The sequence below is a fragment of the Methylobacterium sp. FW102-HT35C08 genome, from assembly GCF_058790235.1.
In genome coordinates this window covers 704,195-726,444 of the sequence record NZ_JBYTCL010000002.1, presented here as the reverse complement: position 1 = coordinate 726,444, position 22,250 = coordinate 704,195, and the positions used below count along the sequence as shown (strand labels likewise).

Genomic DNA, 22,250 nt, shown 5'->3' with positions numbered 1-22,250 from the left:
CGAAACCGGAGGTCGCTACAAGCGCCGGTGTGACCATCTCACGCCTGCGCCTCGGCGCGCTGCTCGCCATCCTCGGCTTCGCCTTCGCGCACCCGGCGGCGTCCGCCCCGTCGGAAGGGGCTACCGAGACCGTCGAGCAGGCGCTCTGCCGGCTGATCGACGAGTCCGCCAAGGCCCGCGGCCTGCCGGTGCCGTTCCTGACGCGGCTGATCTGGCGTGAGAGCAGCTTTCGCGTCGGCGTCGTGAGCCCCGCAGGCGCGCAGGGCGTGGCGCAGTTCATGCCCGGGACCGCGCGCGAGCGGGGCCTCCTCGACCCGTTCGACCCGGAGCAGGCGATCCCGCACGCCGCCCACCTGCTGGCCGACCTGAAAAGGCAGTTCGGCAATCTCGGGCTTGCCGCGGCCGCCTATAACGGCGGTGCGACGCGGGTCAGCAAGTGGCTCGCCGGGGACGGCGGGCTGCCTGCCGAGACCCGCGCCTACGTGACTGCCATCACGGGCGTTCCGGCCGACGGGTGGCGGACCGGCCCCGCCAAGGCGATCGAGTTCCCGGAAGGCGGGGCGTCCGAGAAGACCGAGAAGCCGGAGAAGCCCGAGCAGAAGGAGGCGAAGACGGAGGCGCCCCAGACCTGCCTGCAGGTCACCGCCAGCCTGCGGATCCCGGCCCGCGGCGACCGCTTCGCGCTCGGGCTCAACGAGGGCCCGGCGGCCCCCTGGGGGATCCAGCTTGCCGGCAACTTCTCCAAGGCGCTGGCCCTCCAGAGCTTCAACCGTGCCCGGAGCAGCTATGCGGGCGTGATCGGCGAGGTGCGGCCGATGATCATCGGGACGCGCCTGCGCAATCGCGGGACCCGCGCCTTCTACCGGATCCGTATCCCGGCGCAGAGCCGGCAGGCGGCCGACGACCTGTGCGGCCGGATCCGGAAGGTCGGTGGCGCCTGCATCGTGCTGCGGACCTGATTTTTTTCCGGTGTTCGCCGCCGGACCGTCATCAATCCGCCCTGAGCGCGATGCGGTATGGTCCGGTCGGGACAACCGGATGGGATATGACACGTCTGCTTACCGCGTTCGCCAGCCTCCTCTGCCTCGGCCTTGCCGCGTTCGGCTTCACCGCCGCCTCGCCGCTTGCCCTGTTCGACGCGATCGGTCCGCGCGATCCGGGTGGCCGCCTCGCGGCCAAGGACCAGCCCTTCGGTGAGGGACCGCGGCGGCAGCTCGACGTCTACGTCCCGACGGCGGCCGCCGAGAACGCGCCCGTGCTGGTGTTCTTCTACGGCGGCTCCTGGCAGAGCGGCTCCAAGGACGACTACGCCTTCGTCGGGCACGCGCTCGCCGCGCAGGGCTTCGTCACCGTGCTGCCCGATTACCGGCTCTATCCGGACGCCCCGTTCCCGGGCTTCCTGGAGGACGGTGCGGCGGCCCTGGCCTGGGTGCGCGACAACATCACGACCTTCGGCGGCGACCCGCGCCGCATCGTTCTGGCCGGACACTCCGCGGGCGCCTACAACGCCCTGATGCTGGGCCTCGACCCGCGCTACGTGACCGCGGCCGGCGTCGATCCCAAGGTGATCAAGGCCGTCGCGGGCCTCTCGGGACCCTACGACTTCCTGCCCCTCGACCAGGACACCACCCTCAAGGTTTTCGGGGACGCGCCCGACAAGGCCGCGACGCAGCCCGGGACCTTCGTCGGCCCGCTCTCGCCGCCCGCCTTCCTGGCGACCGGCGACGCCGATACGGTGGTGAAGCCCCGCCACACGGTCAGCCTGGCCGCAAAGCTGCGCGCCGAGCACGTTCCGGTCCAGGAGCGGCTCTATCCCGGGCTCGACCACAAGGACACGCTCCTGGCGCTCTCCGTGACCTTTCGCTCCAAGGCGCCCGAACTCGCCGAGATGGCGTCCTTTCTGATGCGGCAATCGGCCGGGCGCTCGCAGTACACGATGCGGCGCTGAGCAACGCGGCCCGGCGTCAAGGTTATCACGCGATCGTCGGGACGAAGCTTTGATTGCCCATCGCACTGGATCCGTCCGCCGCTAGAATGACCAAGGCCGCAGAGCGCGGCTTTCGCGGTGGGACGGGATGGCTTCTGCGGGCGCGGCAACCGGGATCCGGGTACAGGAGCGGCAGCGCGGCACCGCGGCGCGCGATTTGCCGGACGTGCTGCGCGTTCTCCTGAACGGTGCGGTCTTCGTTCTCCTCTGGAACCACATCTGGCTCGTCGACCTGTCCGACCGGTCGATCCTGGCGGCCTCCGAGGAAGGCAGCCTTCTCACACAGGCGCTCTTTCTCTCGACCGGTGTCGCCATGGTTGCGGCCATCCATCGGATCGGTTTCCGGCATCTCCGGCCGCTGGTGACAGGCCCGCTCGTGCTGTGCGCCGTCTGGCTGAGCGGGACGGCTCTTCTCTCCATCGAGCCGAGCCTGTCGCTACGACGGCTGGCCCTGTTCGCCATCGCCGCCCTGCTCTCGGCGGGCGTGCTGATCGTGGCCCGCTCTCCGCGGCAACTCGCCCTGACCATGGCCGGGGGCGCGCTGGTGATCGTGCTGTCGTCCTACCTCGCGGTCGCCCTCGTTCCGAACCTCGCCATCCACTCGGCCTTCGACGTCAATTCCGACCCGAGCCATCCGGGGCTCTGGCGCGGGATCTTCCCGCAGAAGAACGAGGCCGGTGCCGCCATGGTCATCTTGGTGATCGTCGGGCTCTACGTTGCGCGGGTGGCGAGCCGCGTCCTCGGCTGGAGCATCGTGCTGCTGGCCGCAGGATTCCTGATCGCCAGCGGCTCCAAGACCGCGATCCTGCTCCTGCCGGTGATCCTCGTGATCACCGGCCTCTGCCAGATCCTCACGGGCGGGATCATGCGGACGCTGCTGCTGCTCGGCCCGATCGTCGGATTCTCGCTGATCTCGATCGGCTCGGTCCTGGTGCCGTCGATCCAGGACGCGGTGGGGGCGCTCCTCACCAACGCCACCTTCACGGGGCGCAGCGAGATCTGGCAGTTCGCCATCGACAACATCCTGGTCCGCCCTTGGCGCGGCTGGGGACTCGGGGCGTTCTGGATGACCGAGCGCACCATGTATGGCGGCTCCGAGGAGCTGACCTGGGTCAACACCGTCGACCACGCCCACAACGCCTATCTCGACACGGCTTTGATCGGGGGCCTGCCGTTCCTCGCGCTGACCGTGGTGGCATTCGTGCTCGCGCCCGTGCGCGACCTTCAGCGCGTAGCGGGCGGAACCCGCCTCGACGCGGAGACGATGCTGTTCCTGCGGCTGTGGTTCCTGGGGCTGGTCTCGGCGTCGTTCGAGACGGTGCTGTACAACGGCAACAACGCCACTTGCTGCATGTTCATGATGGCGGTGTTCGGCCTGCGCCTGCGGACGCGCTACCCGATCGCACGCGACTGACCTGTTCGCGCCACGGGCTCGGCCGCGGTTAATCGGGCAGCGCGAAGACCAGGAGCGCGTCGCCGGTGCCGAAGCCTGACGCCTTGGTGAACGACGCGCCGCCCGCCGCGACCGCCAGAAACTGTTTGCCGTCCAGCGCGTAGGTCATCGCCGGCCCGCTGATGCCGGCCCCGCACTGGAAACGCCAGAGCACGCGGCCATCGCGCGCATCGTGCGCGTCCAGATGCCCATCCTCCTCGCCGGAGAAGACGAGACCGCCGGCGGTCGCCAGCGTGCCGCCCGACAGCCGGCTCGCCGACCGCACCGACCAGGCGATCTTGCCGCCATCGCCGAGATCGACGGCCGTCAGGGTGCTGTAGGACGGCTCGCCCCTGGCCTCGCCGGTCTCGGTGTAGCGGATTTCCGGCCGCCCGGCGGCCGCCGGCACCGTCTTTACCGTGTAAGTCGTCGCCCCGTGGCGGACCTGCACGTAGGCGCGCCGCCCGTCATAGGCGGTCGGCGGCCACGACACGGCGCCGAGGGGACCGGGCGCCACCACCGTGCCCTGCGGAGTCGGCGGGGAGAACAGGTTCTTCTGGTCGATGAGCGGGGCTGAGCGCGCGATCAGCCGGCCCGTCGCGCGGTCGTGGACGTAGATCCAGCCGGTCTTGCTCGCCGAGGCCACGGCCTTGGCGCCGCCCGGCATGTCGAGCAGGAACGGCGGCGCGGCGACGTCGTAGCCCCACTCGTCGTGCGGCACCTGCTGGTAGTACCAGCGCAGCGTGCCGGTCTTCACGTCGAGGGCAACGAGGCACATCGTGTAGAGATTGTCGCCCGGTCGCGAGAGGCCGAAATTCTGCGGCGCCGGGTTGCCGATGCCGAGGAAGATCAGGCCGAGATCCGCGTCGTAGGCCGGCGTCATCCAGAGGGAGCCGCCGCCGACCCGCCAGGCGTCGCGATTGGCCGGTGCGGCTGCCTTCTCGGCGGCGATGTCGCGGTGGAGCGGCGTCCCGTCGGCGGTCTTCTCGACGAAGCCGCCCTCCCAACCCTCCGACGGCGTGACGTACCAGCGCCAGCGCTCCTCGCCGGTCTTGGCGTCGTAGGCCGCGAGCCAGCCGCGCCGCCCATATCCGCCCTCGATCCCGACCACCGCGCCGCCGTCGAGACCGCCCGCCTCGTCCTCGATGTGGAGGCCGTAGCCCGCGCCGGTCACGCCGACGATCACCAGCCCCTCGACGACGAGCGGCGGCATCTTGAAGCCGAGGCGGCTCGATCCCTGCACGGGCTTGCCGCCGAGCGTTGCCGCGAGGCCCGAGGCGGTCTCGCTCTCGCCCTCCTCGGGCCGGACCGCCTCCTTGTCCCAGGCAATCTTCCCGGTCTTCGCGTCGAGGGCGATCAGCCGCCCGTCCATGGTCGCCTCGAAGACGAGGCCCCCGGAAACGGCCAGTCCGCGGTTCGAGGGCGGCCCGAAGATCTTCTCGGTGCGTGGCTTGTGCGTGTAGGTCCAGATCGGCTGGCCGGTGCGCGCGTCCAGCGCCGCGACGTTGTTCTGCGTCGTGGAGACGTAGAGCGTCCCATCGACCATCACGGGCTGTGCCTGGAAGTAGCCGGTGACGCCCGTCTGGAAGATCCAGGCGGGGCGCAGGCGGCCGACAGTGTCGCGGTCGATCTGGGTGAGGTCGGAGAAGTTGCGATTGCTGGAATCGTGCCCGAAGGCGGGCCAGGGCGCCTCGGCGGCGGATGCTGCGCCGAAGGACGCGATCTGCACGAGGCAGGCCAGCGCGGCAGTTCCGAGGGATCGCGGCAAAACTCTGCTCCCGGGTGGGGCGCCTGTCGCGCCCGTGCGTGTCGGCTCGACGGTGCAACGCGCGGCGACGTGCACTACCGCCGCGCTGCCCCGTCGAGCTGCCCCGGCGTCGCCTGGGCGCCCATGGCCCGGGCCATGTCGGCCGCGCTCTGGCCTGCGGCGTCGCGGCGATCCGGATCGGCGCCGTGCTGGAGCAGCAGGTCGACCATCTCGGTCCGGTCGAACATGGCTGCCGTCATCAGGGCCGTGCGGCTGCCGCTGCCGGTCCCGTCCACCGCGGCCCCGTGCTGGAGCAGCAGCTGCGCCACCACCAGATCGTTCTTGAAGGCGGCACCAGCCAGCGGCGTCTGGCCGCGGTCGTTGGCGAGCTCCGGGTCGCCACCGGCCTCCAGGACCACCCGCGTGGCCTCCTCCTGGCCGTTATAGGCGGCCAGCATCAGGAGGCTGTCGCCCTTGTCGTTGCGCAGGTTCGCCGGCAGGCCCTGCCCGAACAACTCGGCAAGCTCCTCCGCGTGGCCCATCCGCGCGTACTGGAACACCCGGGCCGCGAAGGCCAGGGTCTCGTCGTCGAGGGCCGGGGGCGTGTTCGTCTCGGATGCCATCGTGTGCTCGTCTCTCGCCGGCGGCTGATCTGGGCCGGTGCGGCATTCGCGTCCAGGGCCGGCGGGAACAGTTTCGTTGGGATGCTCGTTCCAGCCGCCAACCCGGGTTGATAAGGCCCGGCGCCTCCGGAGCGCGACGATGCCCCGACCCTTCGAGCCTTACGCCGACGCGCTGCGCACCGCGCGCGACATCGTCCGCGAGCGCGGCGTTGCGGTCGCCGAAGCGGCCGTGCAGGCGGATCCGCGCGCCTACGACGAAGCGTGCAACGCCCTCGTGCTCCGGATCGCCCAGGCGATCGTTGATGCGGGCGAGGCCGCGACGATGCATGGCCGAGGCCGGGATCACGAGGCCGCTTGAGGCCGAGACGGGCGGTCAGCCCCGTCGCCGTCCGCCACCGCCCTTGTATTTGGGCTTCTGCCCGCCGAGCCCCTGCGTCGAGCGCGGCTTCGGCCGCTCCTGCCAGACCGGCGCCGTGCCGCCCACGGGCAGCTCCCGGTCCGTCCCCGGACCCATATTGTCGAGGTCCGGCTTGGCGATGCGGCTGCCCCCGCCCCCACGCGGCGCCTTCCGGCCGAACTTGCCGGCCTCCCGCTCCACGTCGCTCTGCCGCGCCATCGGGTCGTCGGAGACCAGCAGCTCGGTCGCCTGAAGCCGCTTGAGCTCGTCGCGCAGCCGCGCCGCCTCCTCGAAGTCGAGGTCGGCGGCCGCCGCGCGCATGCGCTTCTCGAGGTCGGCCATCACGGCCTTGAGGTTGTGGCCGACCGTGATCGCGTCCTTGGCCAGGCCAGTATCGACCTGGACGTGGTCGCGCTCGAACACGCTGCTCAGGATGTCGGCGATGCCGCGCTTCACGCTCTGCGGCGTGATCCCGTGCTCTTCGTTGTAGGCGAGCTGCTTGGCGCGACGGCGCTCGGTCTCGGCCATCGCCCGCTCCATCGAGCCGGTGATGTTGTCCGCGTACAGGATGCAGCGCGCGTCGGCGTTGCGGGCTGCGCGGCCGATGGTCTGGATCAGCGAGGTCTCCGACCGGAGGAAGCCCTCCTTGTCGGCGTCGAGGATCGCCACCAGGGCGCATTCCGGGATGTCGAGGCCTTCGCGCAGCAGGTTGATGCCGATCAGCACGTCGAAGGCGCCGAGCCGCAGGTCGCGGATGATCTCGATCCGCTCCAGCGTATCGATGTCGGAGTGCATGTAGCGCACCCGGACGCTGTTCTCGTGGAGGTACTCGGTGAGGTCCTCGGCCATGCGCTTGGTGAGCGTGGTCACGAGCGTCCGGTAGCCGGCCTGCGCGACTTCCCGGACCTCGCCCAGCAGGTCGTCGACCTGACTGCGCGCCGGGCGGATCTCGATCACCGGGTCGACGAGGCCGGTCGGGCGGATTACCTGCTCGGCGAACACGCCGCCGGTCTGCTCCATCTCCCACTTGCCGGGCGTCGCCGAGACGTGGACCGTCATCGGCCGCATCGCGTCCCACTCCTCAAAGCGGAGCGGGCGGTTGTCCAGGCAGGAGGGCAGCCGGAAGCCGTATTCGGCCAGCGTCGCCTTGCGGCGAAAGTCGCCCCGGTACATGCCGCCGATCTGCGGCACGGTGACGTGGCTCTCGTCGGTGAAGACCAGGGCGTTGTCGGGCAGATACTCGAACAGGGTCGGCGGCGGCTCGCCGGGCTTCCGGCCGGTGAGGTAGCGGGAGTAGTTCTCGATGCCGTTGCAGGCGCCGGTGGCCTCGATCATCTCGATATCGAAGGTACAGCGCTGGTCGATGCGCTGCGCCTCGATGAGGCGGCCCATCTTGGTGAGTTCCTCGATCCGGCCATTCAGCTCGTGCTTGATGCCCTTGATCGCCTGCTGCAGCGTCGGGCGCGGCGTCACATAGTGGGAGTTGGCGTAGACCTTCACGAACTTCAGCTCTGAGATGGTCTTGCCGGTGAGGGGGTCGAACTCGACGATGCTCTCGACCTCGTCGCCGAACAGACCGATGCGCCAGCCGCGGTCTTCCAAGTGGGCGGGCCACAGCTCGATCGAATCGCCGCGGACCCGGAAGGTGCCGCGGGCGAAGTCGGACTGGATGCGCTTGTACTGGAGCGCCACGAGGTCGGCGATCAGCTGGCGCTGCTCGATCCGCTCGCCGAGCGAGATCGTGAACGACATCGCCGTGTAGGTCTCGACCGAGCCAATACCGTAGATGCACGAGACCGAAGCGACGATGATCACGTCGTCACGCTCCAGCAGGGCGCGGGTCGCGGCGTGGCGCATCCGGTCGATCTGCTCGTTGATCGAGGATTCCTTCTCGATGAAGGTATCCGAGCGAGGAACGTAGGCCTCGGGCTGATAGTAGTCGTAGTAGGAGACGAAATACTCGACCGCGTTATCGGGGAAGAACGCCTTGAACTCCCCGTAGAGCTGCGCGGCCAGCGTCTTGTTGGGCGCCAGGATCAGCGCCGGGCGCTGCGTCTCCTCGATGATCTTGGCCATCGTGAAGGTCTTGCCCGAGCCGGTGACGCCGAGCAGGACCTGGTCGCGCTCACGGGCCTGCACGCCGCTGACCAGTTCGGCGATGGCCTTCGGCTGGTCGCCGGCCGGTGTGAATTCAGATTTCAGCGTGAACCGGACGCCGCCCTCGGATTTCTGCGGTCGCTCCGGGCGGTGCGGCACCCAGGTCTGGCCGTCCTTGAACAGCGGATTGCCCTCGGTGAGCAGCCGCTCCAGGGCCGTGACGGTGGCCGAGGCGCCGCCATCGGCGCCGGGATCCGGCAAGTCCGCGCCTTCCGGCGCCGGACCATCCTCCGGCGGGGTCAGGCCGAGGGCCTGGGCCAGCCGCGGATCGACATCTGCCGCGTCGCCGAGTGCGTAACCGGCCTGCGGCGCCTCCGCGAAGCCGTCGCGGGCGATCTCGGCCCGGCGCGTGGCCGCCTTGCCGTCACCCTTGCCGGTGCGCCCTTTCACCTTGCCCGGCCGCGCGGGCGGCTCAGGGGAAGGCTCGATCGGAGCCAACCGATTGCGGTTGAGCGCCGGGTTCAGCAGCTCGGCCAGATAGGTATCGAGGGGCTTCAATTCGGGCTTCGACGCCTTGGCGGACGAGGCCGTGACGGAAGCGGCGCGCGATTTCTTCGAAGCGGGCATGGTATCAATATGGGCCCGGCGCCCGCCGCGAGAAACCCTTTTCGGCGCGGAGTTTTGCCGCTTTCGTCGATGCCGCGGTCGATTCAGCCGGCGCGCGACACCCAGGACCCCAGCGGCAATCCATCAGCGAACGGTTGAACGGCCGCTGCCGACGAGGCGCGTCCGCAACAACGGGCAGGCGCCGTGTCGGCTCATGCTGAGAAATATCGCCCCTTGGCTTGCACGAACCAGCTTGCGGTGCCCTTGCCGGGCCGTTACTTTGCGTTACAAAGCATGATGCAGCCCGGGGCGTGAGGCACATGCAGGACCTGGACAAGGCGCTGGCCGATATCATGGCGATCCGCTCGCAGATCGCCCGGGACACGACGTTCCGCGGACTCGGGGCTGCGACGGTTGCGGCCACCGGCGGCCTGGCCCTGGCCTGCGCCACGGGTCAGGCCCTCTGGCTCGGCGACCCGGCCGCGCGGACCGGGATGTTCTTCGGCGTGTGGATCGCGGTTGCCCTCGTGGCCTTCGCGCTGATCGGCATCGAGGCGATCCGGCGCAGCCGCCGCCTGCATTCCGGACTGGCCGACGCGATGGTGTGGAACGCCATCGAGGTCTTCCTGCCGGCTGCCGGCGCCGGCGCCTGTCTCGCCCTGGTGATCGCCCGATTCGCGCCCGGCGAGGTCTGGATGCTGCCGGGCCTCTGGCAGATCTTGGTCGGGCTCGGCCTGTTCGCGTCGGCGCGCATCCTGCCGCGGGCCGTGCAGGGCGTCGGCGCCTGGTACCTGCTTGCCGGGCTCGCCGTGCTGGCGGTCTCGGCCGAGACGCGAGCCCTTTCCCCCTGGACCATGGGCCTGCCCTTCCTGGTCGGTCAGGTCTGGCTGGCCTGTATTCTCCATCACGGCGCCCGAGCCTTCGATGACGATCTCTGACCGAACCGACGGGCGCTTCTCATACGAAGGGCTCGACAGGACGATCCACGAGCGGGCGCGCCTGAGCGTGCTCACATCCCTGGTTGCGCATCCGAAGGGCCTGCCCTTTCCGGATCTCAAGCGTTTGTGCGGGCTCACGGACGGCAACCTGAGCCGGCATCTCGCCGTGCTGAGCGAGGCCGATCTCGTCAGTCTGGAGAAGGGCTCGGCCCATAACCGGCCGCAGACGGTATGCCGTCTGACGGCGACCGGACGTCAGCGCTTCATCGGTTATCTCGGCGTCCTCGAACAGGTCGTCAGGGATGCCGCAGAGGCCGCCGACCGAGGGCCCGAATCCGGGCTGCGCAGCCTCGATCCGGCCACGAAAGCAGTGTGAGACCGCACGATCCCGTCCGGATTGTTAACGATAATCCGAGAAACCTCAGCGAAACGCCCATGCCGGGAGACTTTACGATGCAAAGCGAAGCGGTGGCGAGGGCCCTGCACGCCGCGATCATCATGGACGGCAACGGGCGCTGGGCAACGCAGCGCGGGCTCCCGCGGTTGGCTGGCCATCACCGCGGCGTCGAGGCGATCCGGCGCACTGCCGAGGCCTGTCCGGATCTTGGGATCGGCACGCTGACGCTCTACGCCTTCTCGGCGGACAATTGGCAGCGCCCGGTCGAGGAGGTCGGAGGCCTGATGCGGCTCCTGCGCTCCTACCTGCGCAACGAGACGCAGCGCCTGGCGCGCACCGGGACGCGCCTCAGCGTCGTCGGCAGGCGCGACCGGCTCCCGGACGGCATACCCGAGGCGATCGCGGCGGCGGAGGCCGCCACGGCGTCGGGCAGCCGCCTGCACCTGCGGATCTGCGTCGACTACTCCGCCCGTGACGCGATCATCGCGGCCGCGCAGGGCCTGCAGAGCCAGGAGGGCCTGACGCGGGAGAGCTTCGGCGCGCTGGTGGCGGGCGCGATGCACGGGTCGCCGGTCGACGTCGACCTGCTGATCCGGACTGGCGGCGAGCAGCGGCTCTCGGATTTCATGCTGTGGGAGGCAGCCTACGCCGAGCTGCACTTCACCGAGCGGATGTGGCCCGATTTCGGTCCCGACGACCTCGCCGCTTCCGTGGCCGAGTTCGCCCGCCGCGAGCGCCGGTTCGGAGGCCTCAAGGCGCCCGCCGTCCCAGCCGCGGCCTGAGTCCGGCTTGACGCGCGCGCGCAGCCGCGCAGAGGGTCCGGCATGACCGAGACCCTCGCCAACCGCCGCGTCCTCCTCGTCATCGGCGGAGGTATCGCGGCCTACAAGGCCCTCGATCTGATCCGGCGCCTGCGCGAGCGGGGCGCCAGCGTCTGCCCGGTTCTCACCGCGGGAGCCCAGGAATTCGTCACGCCCCTGGCGGCGGCGGCACTCGCCGGCGAGCGAGCCCATACCGACCTGTTCGACCGGGCCTCCGAGGCCGAGATCGGCCATATCAAGCTCGCCCGGCAGGCCGATGCGGTCGTCGTTGCGCCCGCCACCGCCAACCTGATGGCCCGCCTCGCCGGCGGCCACGCCGCCGATCTGGCGACCACCGTGCTCCTGGCCACCACCCTGCCGATCCTGATCGCGCCGGCCATGAACGTGCAGATGTGGGCGCACCCGGCCACGCGACGCAACCTTGCGATTCTGGAGGGCGATGGCGTGCGCGTGGTCGGCCCGAATGCCGGCCGCATGGCGGAGGCCGAGTCCGGCCCCGGACGCATGGCCGAGCCCAACGAGATCGCCGATGCGCTGGAGACGATGCTGGGCGCGGATGGCGCGGTGCGACCCCTCGCCGGACGACGGGTGCTGGTGACCTCCGGCCCCACCCACGAGCCGATCGACCCAGTGCGCTACCTCGCCAACCGCTCGTCGGGCCGGCAGGGGCATGCCATCGCGGAAGCGGCCGCGCGGGCCGGCGCCATCGTGACCCTGGTCTCCGGGCCGGTGACGATCCCCGATCCGCCGCGCGTGACCGTGGTGCGGGTCGAGACCGCACGGGAGATGCTGGGCGCCGTCGAGGCGGCGCTCCCGGCCGACATCGCCGTCTTCGCCGCGGCGGTGGCCGATTGGCGGCCGGAGCACGAGGCCGGGACCAAGAAGATCAAGAAGGACGGCAGCGGACCTGCCCCGCTTCCCCTCGCCGAGAACCCCGACATCCTCGCGACGATCGCGCGGATGCCGTCGGGGCGCCCGCCCCTCGTGGTCGGGTTCGCCGCGGAGACCGACGCGGTGCTGGATCACGCCCGCGCTAAGATCGCCCGCAAGGGCTGCGATCTGATCGTGGCCAACGACGTCTCGGCTGAAGGCGGCGTCATGGGCGGCGTCGACAACGCCATCCACCTGATTCGCCCGGACGGCGCGGTGGAATCCTGGCCGCGCCTCGGCAAGGACGAGGTCGCCCGCCGGCTGGTGCAGCATCTGGCCGGAATGCTGGGCGGCTGACCGTCACCGCGCGCGCGGCCCGTCATGACCCGCCCTGGCCTCGTCGGACGTGAGCCGATAGAAGCGCTCCGACGGCCGGCGCGTACGGCGCCGGCTCCAGGGAGAAACCATGCCTCGCCTGTCCCTCATCGCCGGAGCCGCGTTGATCGCCATGAGCACAGCCGCCAATGCCGAGACCGTCACCCTGCCCTCCGGCCTGAAGTACCAAGACGAAGTCGTCGGGACCGGGCCTGAGCCCAAGGCCGGTCAGCAGGTCACCGTCCAGTACACCGGCTGGCTCGACGAGGGCGGCAAGAAGGGCAAGAAGTTCGACTCCTCCCGCGACCGCAACCAGCCCTTCTCGTTCCCCCTCGGCGCCGGCCAGGTGATCAAGGGCTGGGACGAGGGCGTCGCCACCATGAAGACCGGCGGCAAGCGCACCCTGATCATCCCGCCGCAGCTCGGCTACGGCGCCCGGGGCGCCGGCGGCGTGATCCCGCCGAACGCCACCTTGATCTTCGACGTCGAGCTCCTCGGCGCGAAATAACGTCACGGCTGCGCGGACGGCGAGAGTTCCGACGAAATGCTGTTCGCGCAGCTGCCCGACGAGCTGTTTAAGCCGCTCGCGGCTCCGAGCCGCGGCTTCAATGCGGCCCTGCTCCTGCACCTGCATCGGCGCGTCCTCGGGGCCGAGCCGGTGCGCAAGGCCGAGTTGCTCGCCGAGATCGGCGACTTCGCCGCGGGCTGGAGCGATCCGGAGGTCAGCGGCGACGAGCCGATCTCGGCCGATCCCGCGGAGCGCCGGACCGCGCTTTACCGGCGCCTCCTCGACACCGGCTGGCTGATCGAGCGCCGCGAGCGCTACGTGCCGGTGGTTGAGTTCGACCCCGAGGCGCGTCTCCTCCTCGAAGAACTGTCCCGCCTCGAACGGGGCGAGACCCGCTCCTACGGTGGCGCCGTTCTGGAGGTGCTGGGCGGGCTGGAGAGCGCCCTGTCGGACCCGGCGAACCGCTCGGAGGCCCTGTCCAACGCCGCCCGGGCCGCCGCCGCCTTCCTGTCGCATGTGCGCGGGCTCGCTGCCGGCATGCGCAAGGTCGAGGAGCGGATCCTGCGCGAGCCGGACCGGGCCAAGACCTTCCGGCTGTTCTTCGAGGATTTCGTCGAGCGCCACCTGATCAGCGATTACCGGACGCTGCACACGCGCTTCAACCCGTTCCGGTTCCGCGCCAGCGTGGTGCGCGAGGCGGGCCGGGCGTTGCGCGACGCGCTCACCCTGCGGGCGCTGGCCGAGGGCCTGATCCGCGAAGGCCGCAGCCCCGATCTCGACACCGCCCAGCGGGCGGTCCGGGCCGACCTGGCCCAGATCCTCTCGGTGTTCGAAGGGCTCGACAACCATCTCGATGCCGTCGACGCCGTCGTGGCCCGTCTGGAGCGTCGGATCGGCGCCGCCCTGCACGTCATGGACCGCCCGGATCCGAGCGGGGTGGAGCGCGCCGCCGCGATGCTACGGGCCATCGGCGGTTCGGAGATCGCGCCCGACGTGCCGGCCGACGTCTCCCAGCTGCGGCCACCCATCGGCCACGCGCATCTTCAGGCGCCGCGGGCGCGCAAGAGCGCGATCGACATGGAGCCCCTGCCCGACCTGGAGGACGATCCCGTGGTGGACGCCTTCGCGGCCGCCAAGGCGGAGTTCCGGCGCCGCACCACCGTGACGCCCGAGAGCATGACCGCCTTCGTGGAGGCGCGGATCGGCAAGGCCGTGCGGCTGCGCGGGTCGCAGATCGTCATCGCGGGCGTCGACGACTTCGTCGTGTTCCAGCGCCTGCGCGAGATCGACGTGCTGTTCGACGCGCGGCTCGGCGAGCGCTACGCCGTCACGCGTCTGCCGGAACGGGTTATCAACGGCTGGCTCGACTGCCCGGATTTCCTGTTGGAGCGACGTCCCCGTGCTTGAGGGCTTCCGCGCCATCATCGACGGCGACGAGCCGCCGCCGCCCGGGGCCCGGGCGCCCGATGCCGAGGAGCTCAGCCGCGCCCTTCAGGTGCTGCTGAAGGGCCAGGTGATCTACGCGGACACGCAGGGGATCGGCCGCTCCTACGAGCTTGCCCGGCACTACGCGCCGTTCTTCACCGACTATTTCGCCTGTCTTGGATACGCACTCACGGTCTCGCACCGCGACCAGATGGTCTCGCTGAGCCCGTCGGCAGACGCGCCGCGCCACGACATCGTCTCGGAGCGCCTGCGCAAGGACGAGACGCTGGTGCTGCTGGCGCTCCGACTCCTGTACGAGGAGGGCCTGCGCGACCACCGTGCCGGCACCGACGGGGTGGTCGAGTGCACCACCGACGAGATCGTCGAGAAGATCCGGACCGTGGCGCGCAACGAGCCGCCGGAGGAAGGCCGGCTCGCCGACATCCTGCGCATGTATGCCAAGCGCGGCGGGCTGCGGCTCGGCGAGCGCGACCGGGTCGAGCGGGTCACCCCGCTCTCGCTCCTGCCGGGTCTCGCCGTGCTGGCCTCGGATGCGTGGCTGGAGCGCCTGCGGGCCTGGTCGGAGGCCGGCGAGGCCTGAGGCCGGCGCCCGTTGATGACGGGGGCGGCCGGGCTCCTCACCCGTAAGCCCCCGCCCCCGGTTTCCGCTCAGGCCGCCCGGACGGTCGCCAGGAAGCGCTCGACCTCGCTGCCGAGATGGGCGGCCTGGCGGGCCATCTCGGAGGCCGAGGCCAGGACCTGGGCGGCTGCCGCCCCCGTCTCCTCGGCGGCCCCGGCGACGCCGCTCACGTTGGCGGTGACGGCGTCCGTCCCGGTCGCGGCCTCGGCGACATTGCGGACGATCTCCTGGGTGGCCGCGCCCTGCTCCTCCACGGCGGCCGCGATCGAGTTCGCCATGCCGCTGATCTCGCGGATGCGCCCGGCGATCCCCCCGATCGCCTGGACGGCCTGTCCGGTCGAGCCCTGGATCTGCCCGATCTGCGCGGAGATCTCGGCGGTGGCCTTGGCGGTCTGGTCGGCGAGCGCCTTCACCTCGGAGGCGACGACCGCAAAGCCCTTGCCCGCCGCGCCGGCGCGCGCCGCCTCGATGGTGGCGTTGAGCGCCAGCAGGTTGGTCTGGCTCGCGATGGCGGAGATAAGGTCGACGACTTCCCCGACCCGCCGCGCCGCCGCACTCAGCTCCTGGACCAACTGGGCGGTCGCGCCGGCCTCCTGGACAGCGGCCTGCGCGAGGTCTGCCGAGGAGCCGACCTGGCGCCCGATCTCGTTGACCGAGGAGCCGAGTTCCTCGGCTGCGGCGGCCACCGTCGTCACGTTGGTCGAGGCCTCCTCGGCGGCCGCGGCCGCGCTGGTCGACTGGCCGGCGGTCTGCGTCGCGGTCGCGGTCAGGCTTTGGGCGGTGGCCTGAAGCTGCGTCGCCGCGGCGGTGACGGAGCCGACGATGCCGCCGACACTCGCCTCGAACCGATCGGCCAACTCCTGCGCTGCCTGCCGGCGCTGCGCCTCGGCACCGGCGCGGGCGAGCGCGGTCTCAGCCTCCAGGGCACGGGCATGCAGCAGGTTCTGCTTGAACACGTCCACGGTCGCCGACATGTCGCCGATCTCGTCCCGCCGCTGGGCGAAGGGCACCGCGGCCTCCGTGTCGCCGTCCGCGAGGCGCCGCATGGCCTGCGTCATGGCCGCCAGCGGGCGCGACACGCCGACGAAGGCGTAGAGCATCGCGCCGAGGGCGATCAGCACGGTGACGACCAAGATGGTCACGGTGGCCTGGACGGCTTCCGTCTGGCTCTGGCGGGCGACCTGCCCGGCGGCCGCGCCGGTCTTGATATTGAGGTCGGCGAGAGCCCGGGTGGCGGTCGAGGCCGCCAGATAGTTGGCATTCATCGGACCGCGGAAATAGGCGAGCGCCTGCTCGTGCGCATCGGCCGGGAAAGCCCGCAACCGGTCCCAGTCCTTTTCCTGGGCCGCGAGCTTGGTCAGCAGATCCTCGTAGATGGCCTGCTCCTCTTTCGAGGCCACCAAGGCGCGGTACGCCTCAACCTTCGCTTGGCGGCTGCGGGTCATCTCGTCCGCATTCTTCAGGCTCGTGTCCCGCTCGGCCTGCGTATCTGCCGTGACGTATCGGAACTGCCACAGTCGGGTCCGAAGCACGAAGGCGTTGATGGCCTGGGCCTCGTTGATCGACGGGACGGCGTTGTCGAGAAGCTCCGTCAGTCGCTGATCGACGGCCTGCATCTTGTACAGGGTGACGCCGCCCTGGATCATCGCTGCCAGGAGCAGCATGATGAACAGGCTGCTCAACTTCGTTTTCAGGCTCAGGCGCATCGATCGGGACCGGGTCATCGGGCGAGATCCCAGCGGCATGAGCAAGTTGTGCTAAAATTGTCATAACTCGTGGTCGTGTCCCGCATTCGGACGGCGACCCGGTCGGCTTGCATACGCGGCCGAACCCGGCCAACTGGGCCGGCCGAATTCCTGACAACGGTCCGACGCCCCGTCTCGTGTACGTCCTCACCGACATCGCCATCTCGAACTGGTACCTGATCCGCCGCGAGCAGATTCGGCTGCGCGGCGCCGCCGCGCTCGTCGGGCCGACGGGGGCCGGCAAGTCGACGATCTTCGATGCCGTCGGCACGGTTCTGGCCGGCAACAATGCGAGCCGCCTCGCCCTCAACGCCTCGGCCTCCGGCCGCAGCGCCCGCACGGTGCGGGACTATTGCCTGGGCTGGATCAGCGACCCGGCGGAGGGCGGTCGCCCGACGCGGGAATCCTGCGAGACCGTGCTCGCCCTCGTGTTCGAGAACCCCGAGTCGGGGCGCGTGGTCACGGTCGGGCTGGCGCTGGCGGCGCGCGCCGTCGAGCCGAAGGAGACCGTGCTCTCGCGCTTCATCGCGGTCGGGCACCGGTTCGAGATCGCCGATTACGCCCGCACCGCGCCGGGCGGTAGCTACACGGCGCCGTGGAGCGAGATCGCCGCGGACCTGCGCGCCCGGGCTTCGAGCTTCACGGAATACCGCACCTCCGGCGAGCGCTTCACGGCGGACATCCTCGCGACCCTGCGGGAGGGCGCGATGGCGCCCGAGCCCCGCCATTTCCTGCGCAGCTTCGCCAACGCGGTGGCGTTCAAGCCGATCTTCGACACCAGCGCCTTCGTGCGCGCCTTCGTGCTCGACCCGGAACCGCTGGACGTCGAGCGCGTCCGCCTCTCCATCGCCAACTGGCGGCGCCTCCTGGAGACGATCGCCGAGCTGGAGACACGCCTCGGCCGCCTGCGGCGCCTGCGGGACCGTTACGAGGCCTGGAGCGAGTCGGTGCTCGCCGCGGCCACGCACGACTTGCGCGCGGCGAGCGCCGAGTTGCGCCGCCGCAGCCTCGACCTGATCGCCGTCCGTACGCGTCTGCGCGAGGGCGCCGATACCCTGCGGATTGCCCGGGAGCGTGTCGCCGCGAGCCGCGCCTTCGTGCGGGAGATCGACGGCGAGATCGCCGAGAAGAAGGCGCTCGCCGCCGCGAGTGCCGCGGAGGGGCGGCTTGCCGCCTCGACCCTCGGCCTCTCCATGCTGGAGCGGGACCGCAAGGAACTCGCGGGCCGGGTTGCCGACTTGGTCGGCCTCGTCGGCCAGATGGGCAAGCTCCAGGCGGTCGCCCCGATCCTGCGGCCGTCCAGCCCGCAGGCGGCGCGGCTCGCCGAGGCCTGTGCCCGGGCCGGCCTGCGCAAGGAATCATCCCCGGAGGAGATCCTGCGCCCCGACGGTCCGCTGGCCGAGCTGGTCGACGGGCTGGCGCGGTTGCCCGATTTCGACGAGGCGCTGGAGCGGGCCGCCGAGGACGCGGCCCTCAAGGCGCGCGCCCGGGAGAGCGAGGCGGAACGCACCGCGCCGCGCACCGGTGCCGGGCCGACGGCGCGGCTGTCCTCCGACACGGTGGCGTTCCGCGGCGAGCTCGAGCGGCGCGGCATCACGGCGGTGCCGATCTGCGAGCTGGCCGAGATCGTCGATCCGACCTGGGGGCCGGCCCTCGAAGCCTTGCTCGGGCGTGCCCGCGAGGCGCTGGTCGTGGCGCCGGACCGGCTGAACGAGGCGCTCGGCGTCCTGCAATCCGGCCGTGATCGGTTCCATCGCTGCATCCTGGTCAAGACCACCGACACCGCCAAACAGCGGGCGCGCCGCTACGATGACGGGCCGCTCACCGTCATCGAGGCCAGCGACCCGCACGCTGAGGCGTTCCTGGGGGTGCGGCTGGGCGGCTACGACCTCGCTCGGGACGATGCCGAGCTCGCCCATCTCGCCCGCGCGGTGGCGCCGAGCGGTCGCACCACCGCCGGCATGGCCTATTCGGTGACGCGCAGCGTCGACCTCCTGATGACGCGCGGCCAGCGCGGGCCGACCGCCGATAGCCGCCGTGCCCACGAGGTGGCGGTCGCGGAGGCGCGTCGGCTGCGCGGCGAGGCGGCGGTGCTGCGCGAGGCGGCCCGCACCGCCGCCGCGATCCGCGCCCGCATCGCCCGGGGTCTCGACGACATCGAAACCCTGCGGACCGAGATGGACGGCCTGGATGGGCGGCGGCGAACCCTCCAGACCGAGCGCGAGGGGATCGAGAAGCGCGACACGGCCGGGCTCACCGCCGAGATCACCGCGCTGAGTGCGGAGCGCGCCGGCTACCTGCGCGAGTTGTCGGAGGAGCTGGAGCCGAAGCTCGACCGCCTGCTCGCCGACGAGGCGGCACTCCGCGCCCGGCTCGGCCCGGTGCGTGAGGCCGCCCGCGCAGCCCTGGCGGCGCGGCGCGCTGCCCTGCGCCAGCTCACGGGCGGCGATGCCGCCCGGGTGCGGCTCGCGCGCTCCGAGGTGTTCGATGTCGGCATCATCGCCGAGGCACGCCGTGCCCTCGCGGGGCTCGACGCCAAGGCCGCCGGTTCGCGGGCGACCACCGAGCGCACGCTGGCCCGGGAGGCGGCCGACGCCGCCCGGTCGCATGGCCGGATCGCCGAGCGGGAGCTGGCGGAGGCCTGCGCCGCCTGGCGAGTCGAGAACCCGCTCAATGCCGGAGATGCGCCCGCGATCGATGGGTTCGCCTGGGTCAGGCGGGAATACGAGGCCGTGGAAGGTCACGAGCTGCGCCGCTATCGCGCCCAGGCCGAGCGGGCCGAGACCGAGATGCGCCGCCTCATGACCGAGGACCTGCTGACGCGTCTGGCCGACCGGTTCGAGCGCGTCCACGCCAAGCTTGCGGCCCTGAACGAGCGTCTCTCGGCCCGCAGCTTCACCGGGCAGACCTACGCGTTCGAGGCGGCGGTGGACCGCCGCTACGCCGCCGTCCACGCGCTCGCCATCGAGACGGCCCGCTCGCCCGAGGCCGCCCAGGCGCTGTTCGCCGGCGAGGCCGAGGGTCCGATGGCGGCGGCGCTTGAGGAGATCACCGCCCTGATCGCCGGCGCGGAGGATGCGGCGCGGCTCGCCGATTACCGCAACTACTTCGTCTACGAGATCGGCATGCGGGACCGGGCGGGCAACCGCACCACCATGTCGGCCCGGGCGCTCCGCGGCTCGGGCGGCGAGGCGCAGGCGCCGTTCTACGTGGCGATCGCGGCCTCCCTGGCGAGCGCCTACTATCCCGGCGACCGCCCGGGCGACGAGAATCCGGGCCTAGGCCTGTGCCTGCTCGACGAGGCGTTCTCGAAGCTCGACGTGCGCAACAGCCAGGCGCTGGTGGATCTCTACCGGGCCTGGGGGCTGCAACTGCTGATCGCGGCGCCCGAGGACAAGCGCACGACGCTCACCGAGGTGATGGACACCATCGTGACGGTCTACAAGAGCCCGGATCTCACCTCGGTCCGGATCGAGGCCGAGCATCCGCTCGAGGCCGCCCGGCGGGCGTTGCACGCGATCAATCCCGACCAGGTCGGGATCGAGGGGTTCCGCCACTCGGACGCGGCGGAGTGAGCCCCGGGGACCCGGGGCGGAGCTTGCGCTGCCATCCCCGGTATCCCCGTTGTTCGACCGCTAAGGTCGTCAGTTCAGGTAGGTGCGGATCCAGTTCGGCGAGAGGATCTCGCCCTCTTCGGTGATGATCCAGGGCTGCTTGGCCGGGTCGGTCAGGGCGCCGGCGGCGGCGGCGATCGCCTCGCGCAGCGTGTCAAAGCGCTCGGGCTGCGCGAGCGGGGCGCTCGCCGGGGCCGTGCGCCAGATCGTCAGATCCGCGGGCCGTTCCAGAGCTTCGGTTTCCATGTGTACGCGTCCTTCCGAACCGTTTTGGACCGTTCAGATCACCGCCGTCGGCCCGAGCCGAGACGCGGCGGGGATCGATGGTCTGAGCGTCAAAGCAAGCATCTCTGCGGCAGTTTTGCGATCAATTCGGGCGGATTTCGAAGCCAGCAACCGGTGCAAATGCACGAGGGAAGGCTGGGTCCGGTGTTCCATCGCCGTCTTGAACACATCCGAGCTGCCGTGGACTTGCGAGAATTGTGGTCCTCGAAAGATGACCATTCCGTTAGCCAGTTTGCGCCGCTCGCCGACGTGCGCCAGAACACGTCTGAGGCCTGTCGGCAGCGGCGCCTGTCTGTGTTGACGCCCTGAAGCTGAACGCGCACTTAAGACCCGCGCCCGCCCCGGGCCTTCCCTGGAGACACCCGTGCCGGATCGTACCGTGCGCATCCTTCTCGCCGCGGTCCTGGTCCTGATGGCGCTCTATGTCGCCCAGCCCTACCTGCAGCCGCTGCTCTACGCGGCCAACACGCCCCGGGCTGTGACCGCGCGCGGCGATCTCGCGCAGTCGGAGAAGGCGACGGTGGCCCTGTTCGAGCAGGCGAGTCCGTCGGTGGTCCACGTCTTCGCCCAGGGTGCGGCCCAGAACCGCGACCTGCTCGACCTCGATGAGGACGGTGGCGAGCAGGGCAACACGCAGACCGGCACCGGCTTCGTCTGGGACGGCGCTGGCCATATCGTGACCAACACGCACGTGGTGCAGAACGCCGCGCAGAGCGGCGGCTCCGTCTCGGTCCGCCTCAGCGACGGCGCGGTGGTGCCCGCGACGCTCGTCGGGATGGCGCCGTCCTACGACCTGGCGGTCCTGCAGCTCGGGCGCGTCACGAACATGCCGCCGCCCCTGGCGATCGGCACCTCGGCGGATCTCAAGGTCGGACAATCGACCTTCGCGATCGGCAACCCGTTCGGCCTCGACCACACGCTGACGACCGGCGTGATCAGCGCCGTCCGCCGCCGGATGCCGACCAGTGAGGGGCGTGAAGTGTCCGGCGTCATCCAGACGGATGCGGCAATCAATCCCGGCAATTCCGGCGGCCCGCTTCTCGACTCCGCCGGCCGGCTGATCGGCGTCAACACCGCCATCGTCTCGCCGTCGGGGGCGAGCGCCGGGATCGGGTTCGCCATTCCGGTCGACGTGGTCAACCGGATCGTGCCGGAGCTGATCAAGGCGGGACGCGTGCGCAATCCCGGCATCGGCATCATCGCCGCCCAGGAGGCCGCCACCGCGCGGCTCGGCATCGACGGTGTGGTGATCGTGCGGGTCCTGCCCGGGTCGCCGGCGGCCCAGGCAGGCCTGCGCGGCGTCGATCCACAGGCCGGCGACATCGGCGACGTGATCGTGGAGGCCAACGGCCGCCCGGTCCATCGCCTGGCCGATCTGACGGCGGCCATCGAGGGGGCCGGTCTCGGTGCGCCCGTGACGCTGAAGGTCGAGCGCGACGGCCGCATCCGGCAGGTGCGTGTCACGACAGCGGATGTGGCGGAGAACCGTCGATGAAATCCTCTCTCCTCGCTCTTCTCGTCGGGCTGACGGCCGCGGCCACGCAGGCTGGCGAGCCGCCGGTGCGGTCACGCCTGTGCCCGGAGAACCTGCCCGAAGGAGTCCGCCTGCCGCCGCAGCCCGGCTGTGACGCCATCGCCGCCAAGCCGAAGTCGCGGCGTGACGGCGTCTACGATTTCGGCAACGGGACCACCGTGCAGATCGGCGGCCGGGCTTCGGCCACGTACGGCGCGCGGCGCTGAGCG

19 protein-coding genes are annotated in these 22,250 nt (G+C 70.9%); 14 read left to right on the top strand and 5 right to left on the bottom strand.

The annotated features are described in order from the left end of the window. Positions 1–35: 35 nt before the first annotated feature. From AC3WSN_RS03610 to AC3WSN_RS03600, 3 genes are all read left to right on the top strand, one after another. Positions 36–959 (top strand): lytic transglycosylase domain-containing protein, encoded by a 924-nt coding sequence (locus AC3WSN_RS03610; protein ID WP_492542998.1) that lies wholly within the window; start codon positions 36–38, stop codon positions 957–959. Between the two features lie 86 nt (positions 960–1,045). Beyond that, on the top strand, positions 1,046–1,948 hold the full coding sequence (locus AC3WSN_RS03605; RefSeq protein ID WP_492536355.1) for an alpha/beta hydrolase: 903 nt from the start codon (positions 1,046–1,048) through the stop codon (positions 1,946–1,948). A gap of 127 nt (positions 1,949–2,075) precedes the next feature. Next, a complete protein-coding gene (locus AC3WSN_RS03600) occupies positions 2,076–3,401 on the top strand; it encodes an O-antigen ligase family protein (RefSeq protein ID WP_492536353.1) in 1,326 nt (441 codons plus the stop codon). Positions 3,402–3,429: 28 nt separating this feature from the next. Here AC3WSN_RS03600 and AC3WSN_RS03595 read toward each other — a convergent pair whose 3' ends face one another. Together AC3WSN_RS03595 and AC3WSN_RS03590 are read right to left on the bottom strand one after the other, a co-directional pair. Further along, a complete protein-coding gene (locus AC3WSN_RS03595; RefSeq protein WP_492536351.1) occupies positions 3,430–5,187 on the bottom strand; it encodes a pyrroloquinoline quinone-dependent dehydrogenase in 1,758 nt (585 codons plus the stop codon). Between the two features lie 74 nt (positions 5,188–5,261). Next, entirely contained in the window at positions 5,262–5,789 is a 528-nt protein-coding gene (locus tag AC3WSN_RS03590) for an ankyrin repeat domain-containing protein (RefSeq protein ID WP_492536349.1), read from the bottom strand. 139 nt (positions 5,790–5,928) lie between these two features. Between AC3WSN_RS03590 and AC3WSN_RS03585 the strand changes: the two genes are divergently transcribed. After that, positions 5,929–6,147, top strand: a complete 219-nt coding sequence (locus AC3WSN_RS03585) for a hypothetical protein (protein WP_192708711.1) — start codon at positions 5,929–5,931, stop codon at positions 6,145–6,147. Positions 6,148–6,162: 15 nt separating this feature from the next. Here the strand turns inward: AC3WSN_RS03585 and uvrB are convergent, their stop codons facing one another. Next, positions 6,163–8,910 carry an excinuclease ABC subunit UvrB gene (uvrB, locus tag AC3WSN_RS03580; protein WP_492536347.1) on the bottom strand — a complete coding sequence of 916 codons (2,748 nt, stop codon included), beginning with the start codon at positions 8,908–8,910 and terminating at the stop codon, positions 6,163–6,165. A gap of 299 nt (positions 8,911–9,209) precedes the next feature. Between uvrB and AC3WSN_RS03575 the strand changes: the two genes are divergently transcribed. From AC3WSN_RS03575 to AC3WSN_RS03545, 7 genes are all read left to right on the top strand, one after another. Continuing rightward, the gene (locus AC3WSN_RS03575; protein WP_492536345.1) at positions 9,210–9,827 is read left to right on the top strand and encodes a hypothetical protein; all 618 of its coding nucleotides are present in this window, start codon (positions 9,210–9,212) and stop codon (positions 9,825–9,827) included. Next, positions 9,814–10,203: a transcriptional regulator gene (locus tag AC3WSN_RS03570; RefSeq protein WP_192708708.1), complete on the top strand. Its 390-nt coding sequence runs from the start codon at positions 9,814–9,816 to the stop codon at positions 10,201–10,203. The genes AC3WSN_RS03575 and AC3WSN_RS03570 overlap by 14 nt, the downstream gene beginning before the upstream one ends. A 77-nt stretch (positions 10,204–10,280) precedes the next feature. After that, positions 10,281–11,006: a di-trans,poly-cis-decaprenylcistransferase gene (locus AC3WSN_RS03565; protein WP_492536344.1), complete on the top strand. Its 726-nt coding sequence runs from the start codon at positions 10,281–10,283 to the stop codon at positions 11,004–11,006. A 42-nt stretch (positions 11,007–11,048) separates the two neighbouring features. Beyond that, entirely contained in the window at positions 11,049–12,272 is a 1,224-nt protein-coding gene (gene coaBC, locus AC3WSN_RS03560; RefSeq protein WP_492536342.1) for a bifunctional phosphopantothenoylcysteine decarboxylase/phosphopantothenate--cysteine ligase CoaBC, read from the top strand. A gap of 109 nt (positions 12,273–12,381) precedes the next feature. Continuing rightward, positions 12,382–12,798: an FKBP-type peptidyl-prolyl cis-trans isomerase gene (locus AC3WSN_RS03555; RefSeq protein WP_192708705.1), complete on the top strand. Its 417-nt coding sequence runs from the start codon at positions 12,382–12,384 to the stop codon at positions 12,796–12,798. A gap of 36 nt (positions 12,799–12,834) precedes the next feature. Further along, positions 12,835–14,205 carry a Wadjet anti-phage system protein JetA family protein gene (locus tag AC3WSN_RS03550; RefSeq protein WP_492536340.1) on the top strand — a complete coding sequence of 457 codons (1,371 nt, stop codon included), beginning with the start codon at positions 12,835–12,837 and terminating at the stop codon, positions 14,203–14,205. Then, positions 14,198–14,824 (top strand): DUF4194 domain-containing protein, encoded by a 627-nt coding sequence (locus tag AC3WSN_RS03545; RefSeq protein ID WP_492536338.1) that lies wholly within the window; start codon positions 14,198–14,200, stop codon positions 14,822–14,824. The genes AC3WSN_RS03550 and AC3WSN_RS03545 overlap by 8 nt, the downstream gene beginning before the upstream one ends. 68 nt (positions 14,825–14,892) lie before the next feature. Here AC3WSN_RS03545 and AC3WSN_RS03540 read toward each other — a convergent pair whose 3' ends face one another. Continuing rightward, positions 14,893–16,569 carry a methyl-accepting chemotaxis protein gene (locus AC3WSN_RS03540; RefSeq protein WP_492542996.1) on the bottom strand — a complete coding sequence of 559 codons (1,677 nt, stop codon included), beginning with the start codon at positions 16,567–16,569 and terminating at the stop codon, positions 14,893–14,895. 176 nt (positions 16,570–16,745) lie between these two features. Between AC3WSN_RS03540 and AC3WSN_RS03535 the strand changes: the two genes are divergently transcribed. Further along, positions 16,746–20,183 (top strand): SbcC/MukB-like Walker B domain-containing protein, encoded by a 3,438-nt coding sequence (locus AC3WSN_RS03535; RefSeq protein WP_492536336.1) that lies wholly within the window; start codon positions 16,746–16,748, stop codon positions 20,181–20,183. 69 nt (positions 20,184–20,252) lie between these two features. Here the strand turns inward: AC3WSN_RS03535 and AC3WSN_RS03530 are convergent, their stop codons facing one another. Continuing rightward, positions 20,253–20,468 carry a hypothetical protein gene (locus AC3WSN_RS03530; RefSeq protein WP_192708701.1) on the bottom strand — a complete coding sequence of 72 codons (216 nt, stop codon included), beginning with the start codon at positions 20,466–20,468 and terminating at the stop codon, positions 20,253–20,255. Positions 20,469–20,871: 403 nt separating this feature from the next. Here AC3WSN_RS03530 and AC3WSN_RS03525 point away from each other — a divergent pair, with 403 nt between their 5' ends. Together AC3WSN_RS03525 and AC3WSN_RS03520 are read left to right on the top strand one after the other, a co-directional pair. Then, positions 20,872–22,002, top strand: coding sequence for a S1C family serine protease (locus tag AC3WSN_RS03525; protein WP_192708700.1), 1,131 nt, complete (start codon positions 20,872–20,874; stop codon positions 22,000–22,002). Beyond that, positions 21,999–22,247: a hypothetical protein gene (locus AC3WSN_RS03520; RefSeq protein WP_492536333.1), complete on the top strand. Its 249-nt coding sequence runs from the start codon at positions 21,999–22,001 to the stop codon at positions 22,245–22,247. The genes AC3WSN_RS03525 and AC3WSN_RS03520 overlap by 4 nt, the downstream gene beginning before the upstream one ends. Positions 22,248–22,250: the final 3 nt, after the last annotated feature.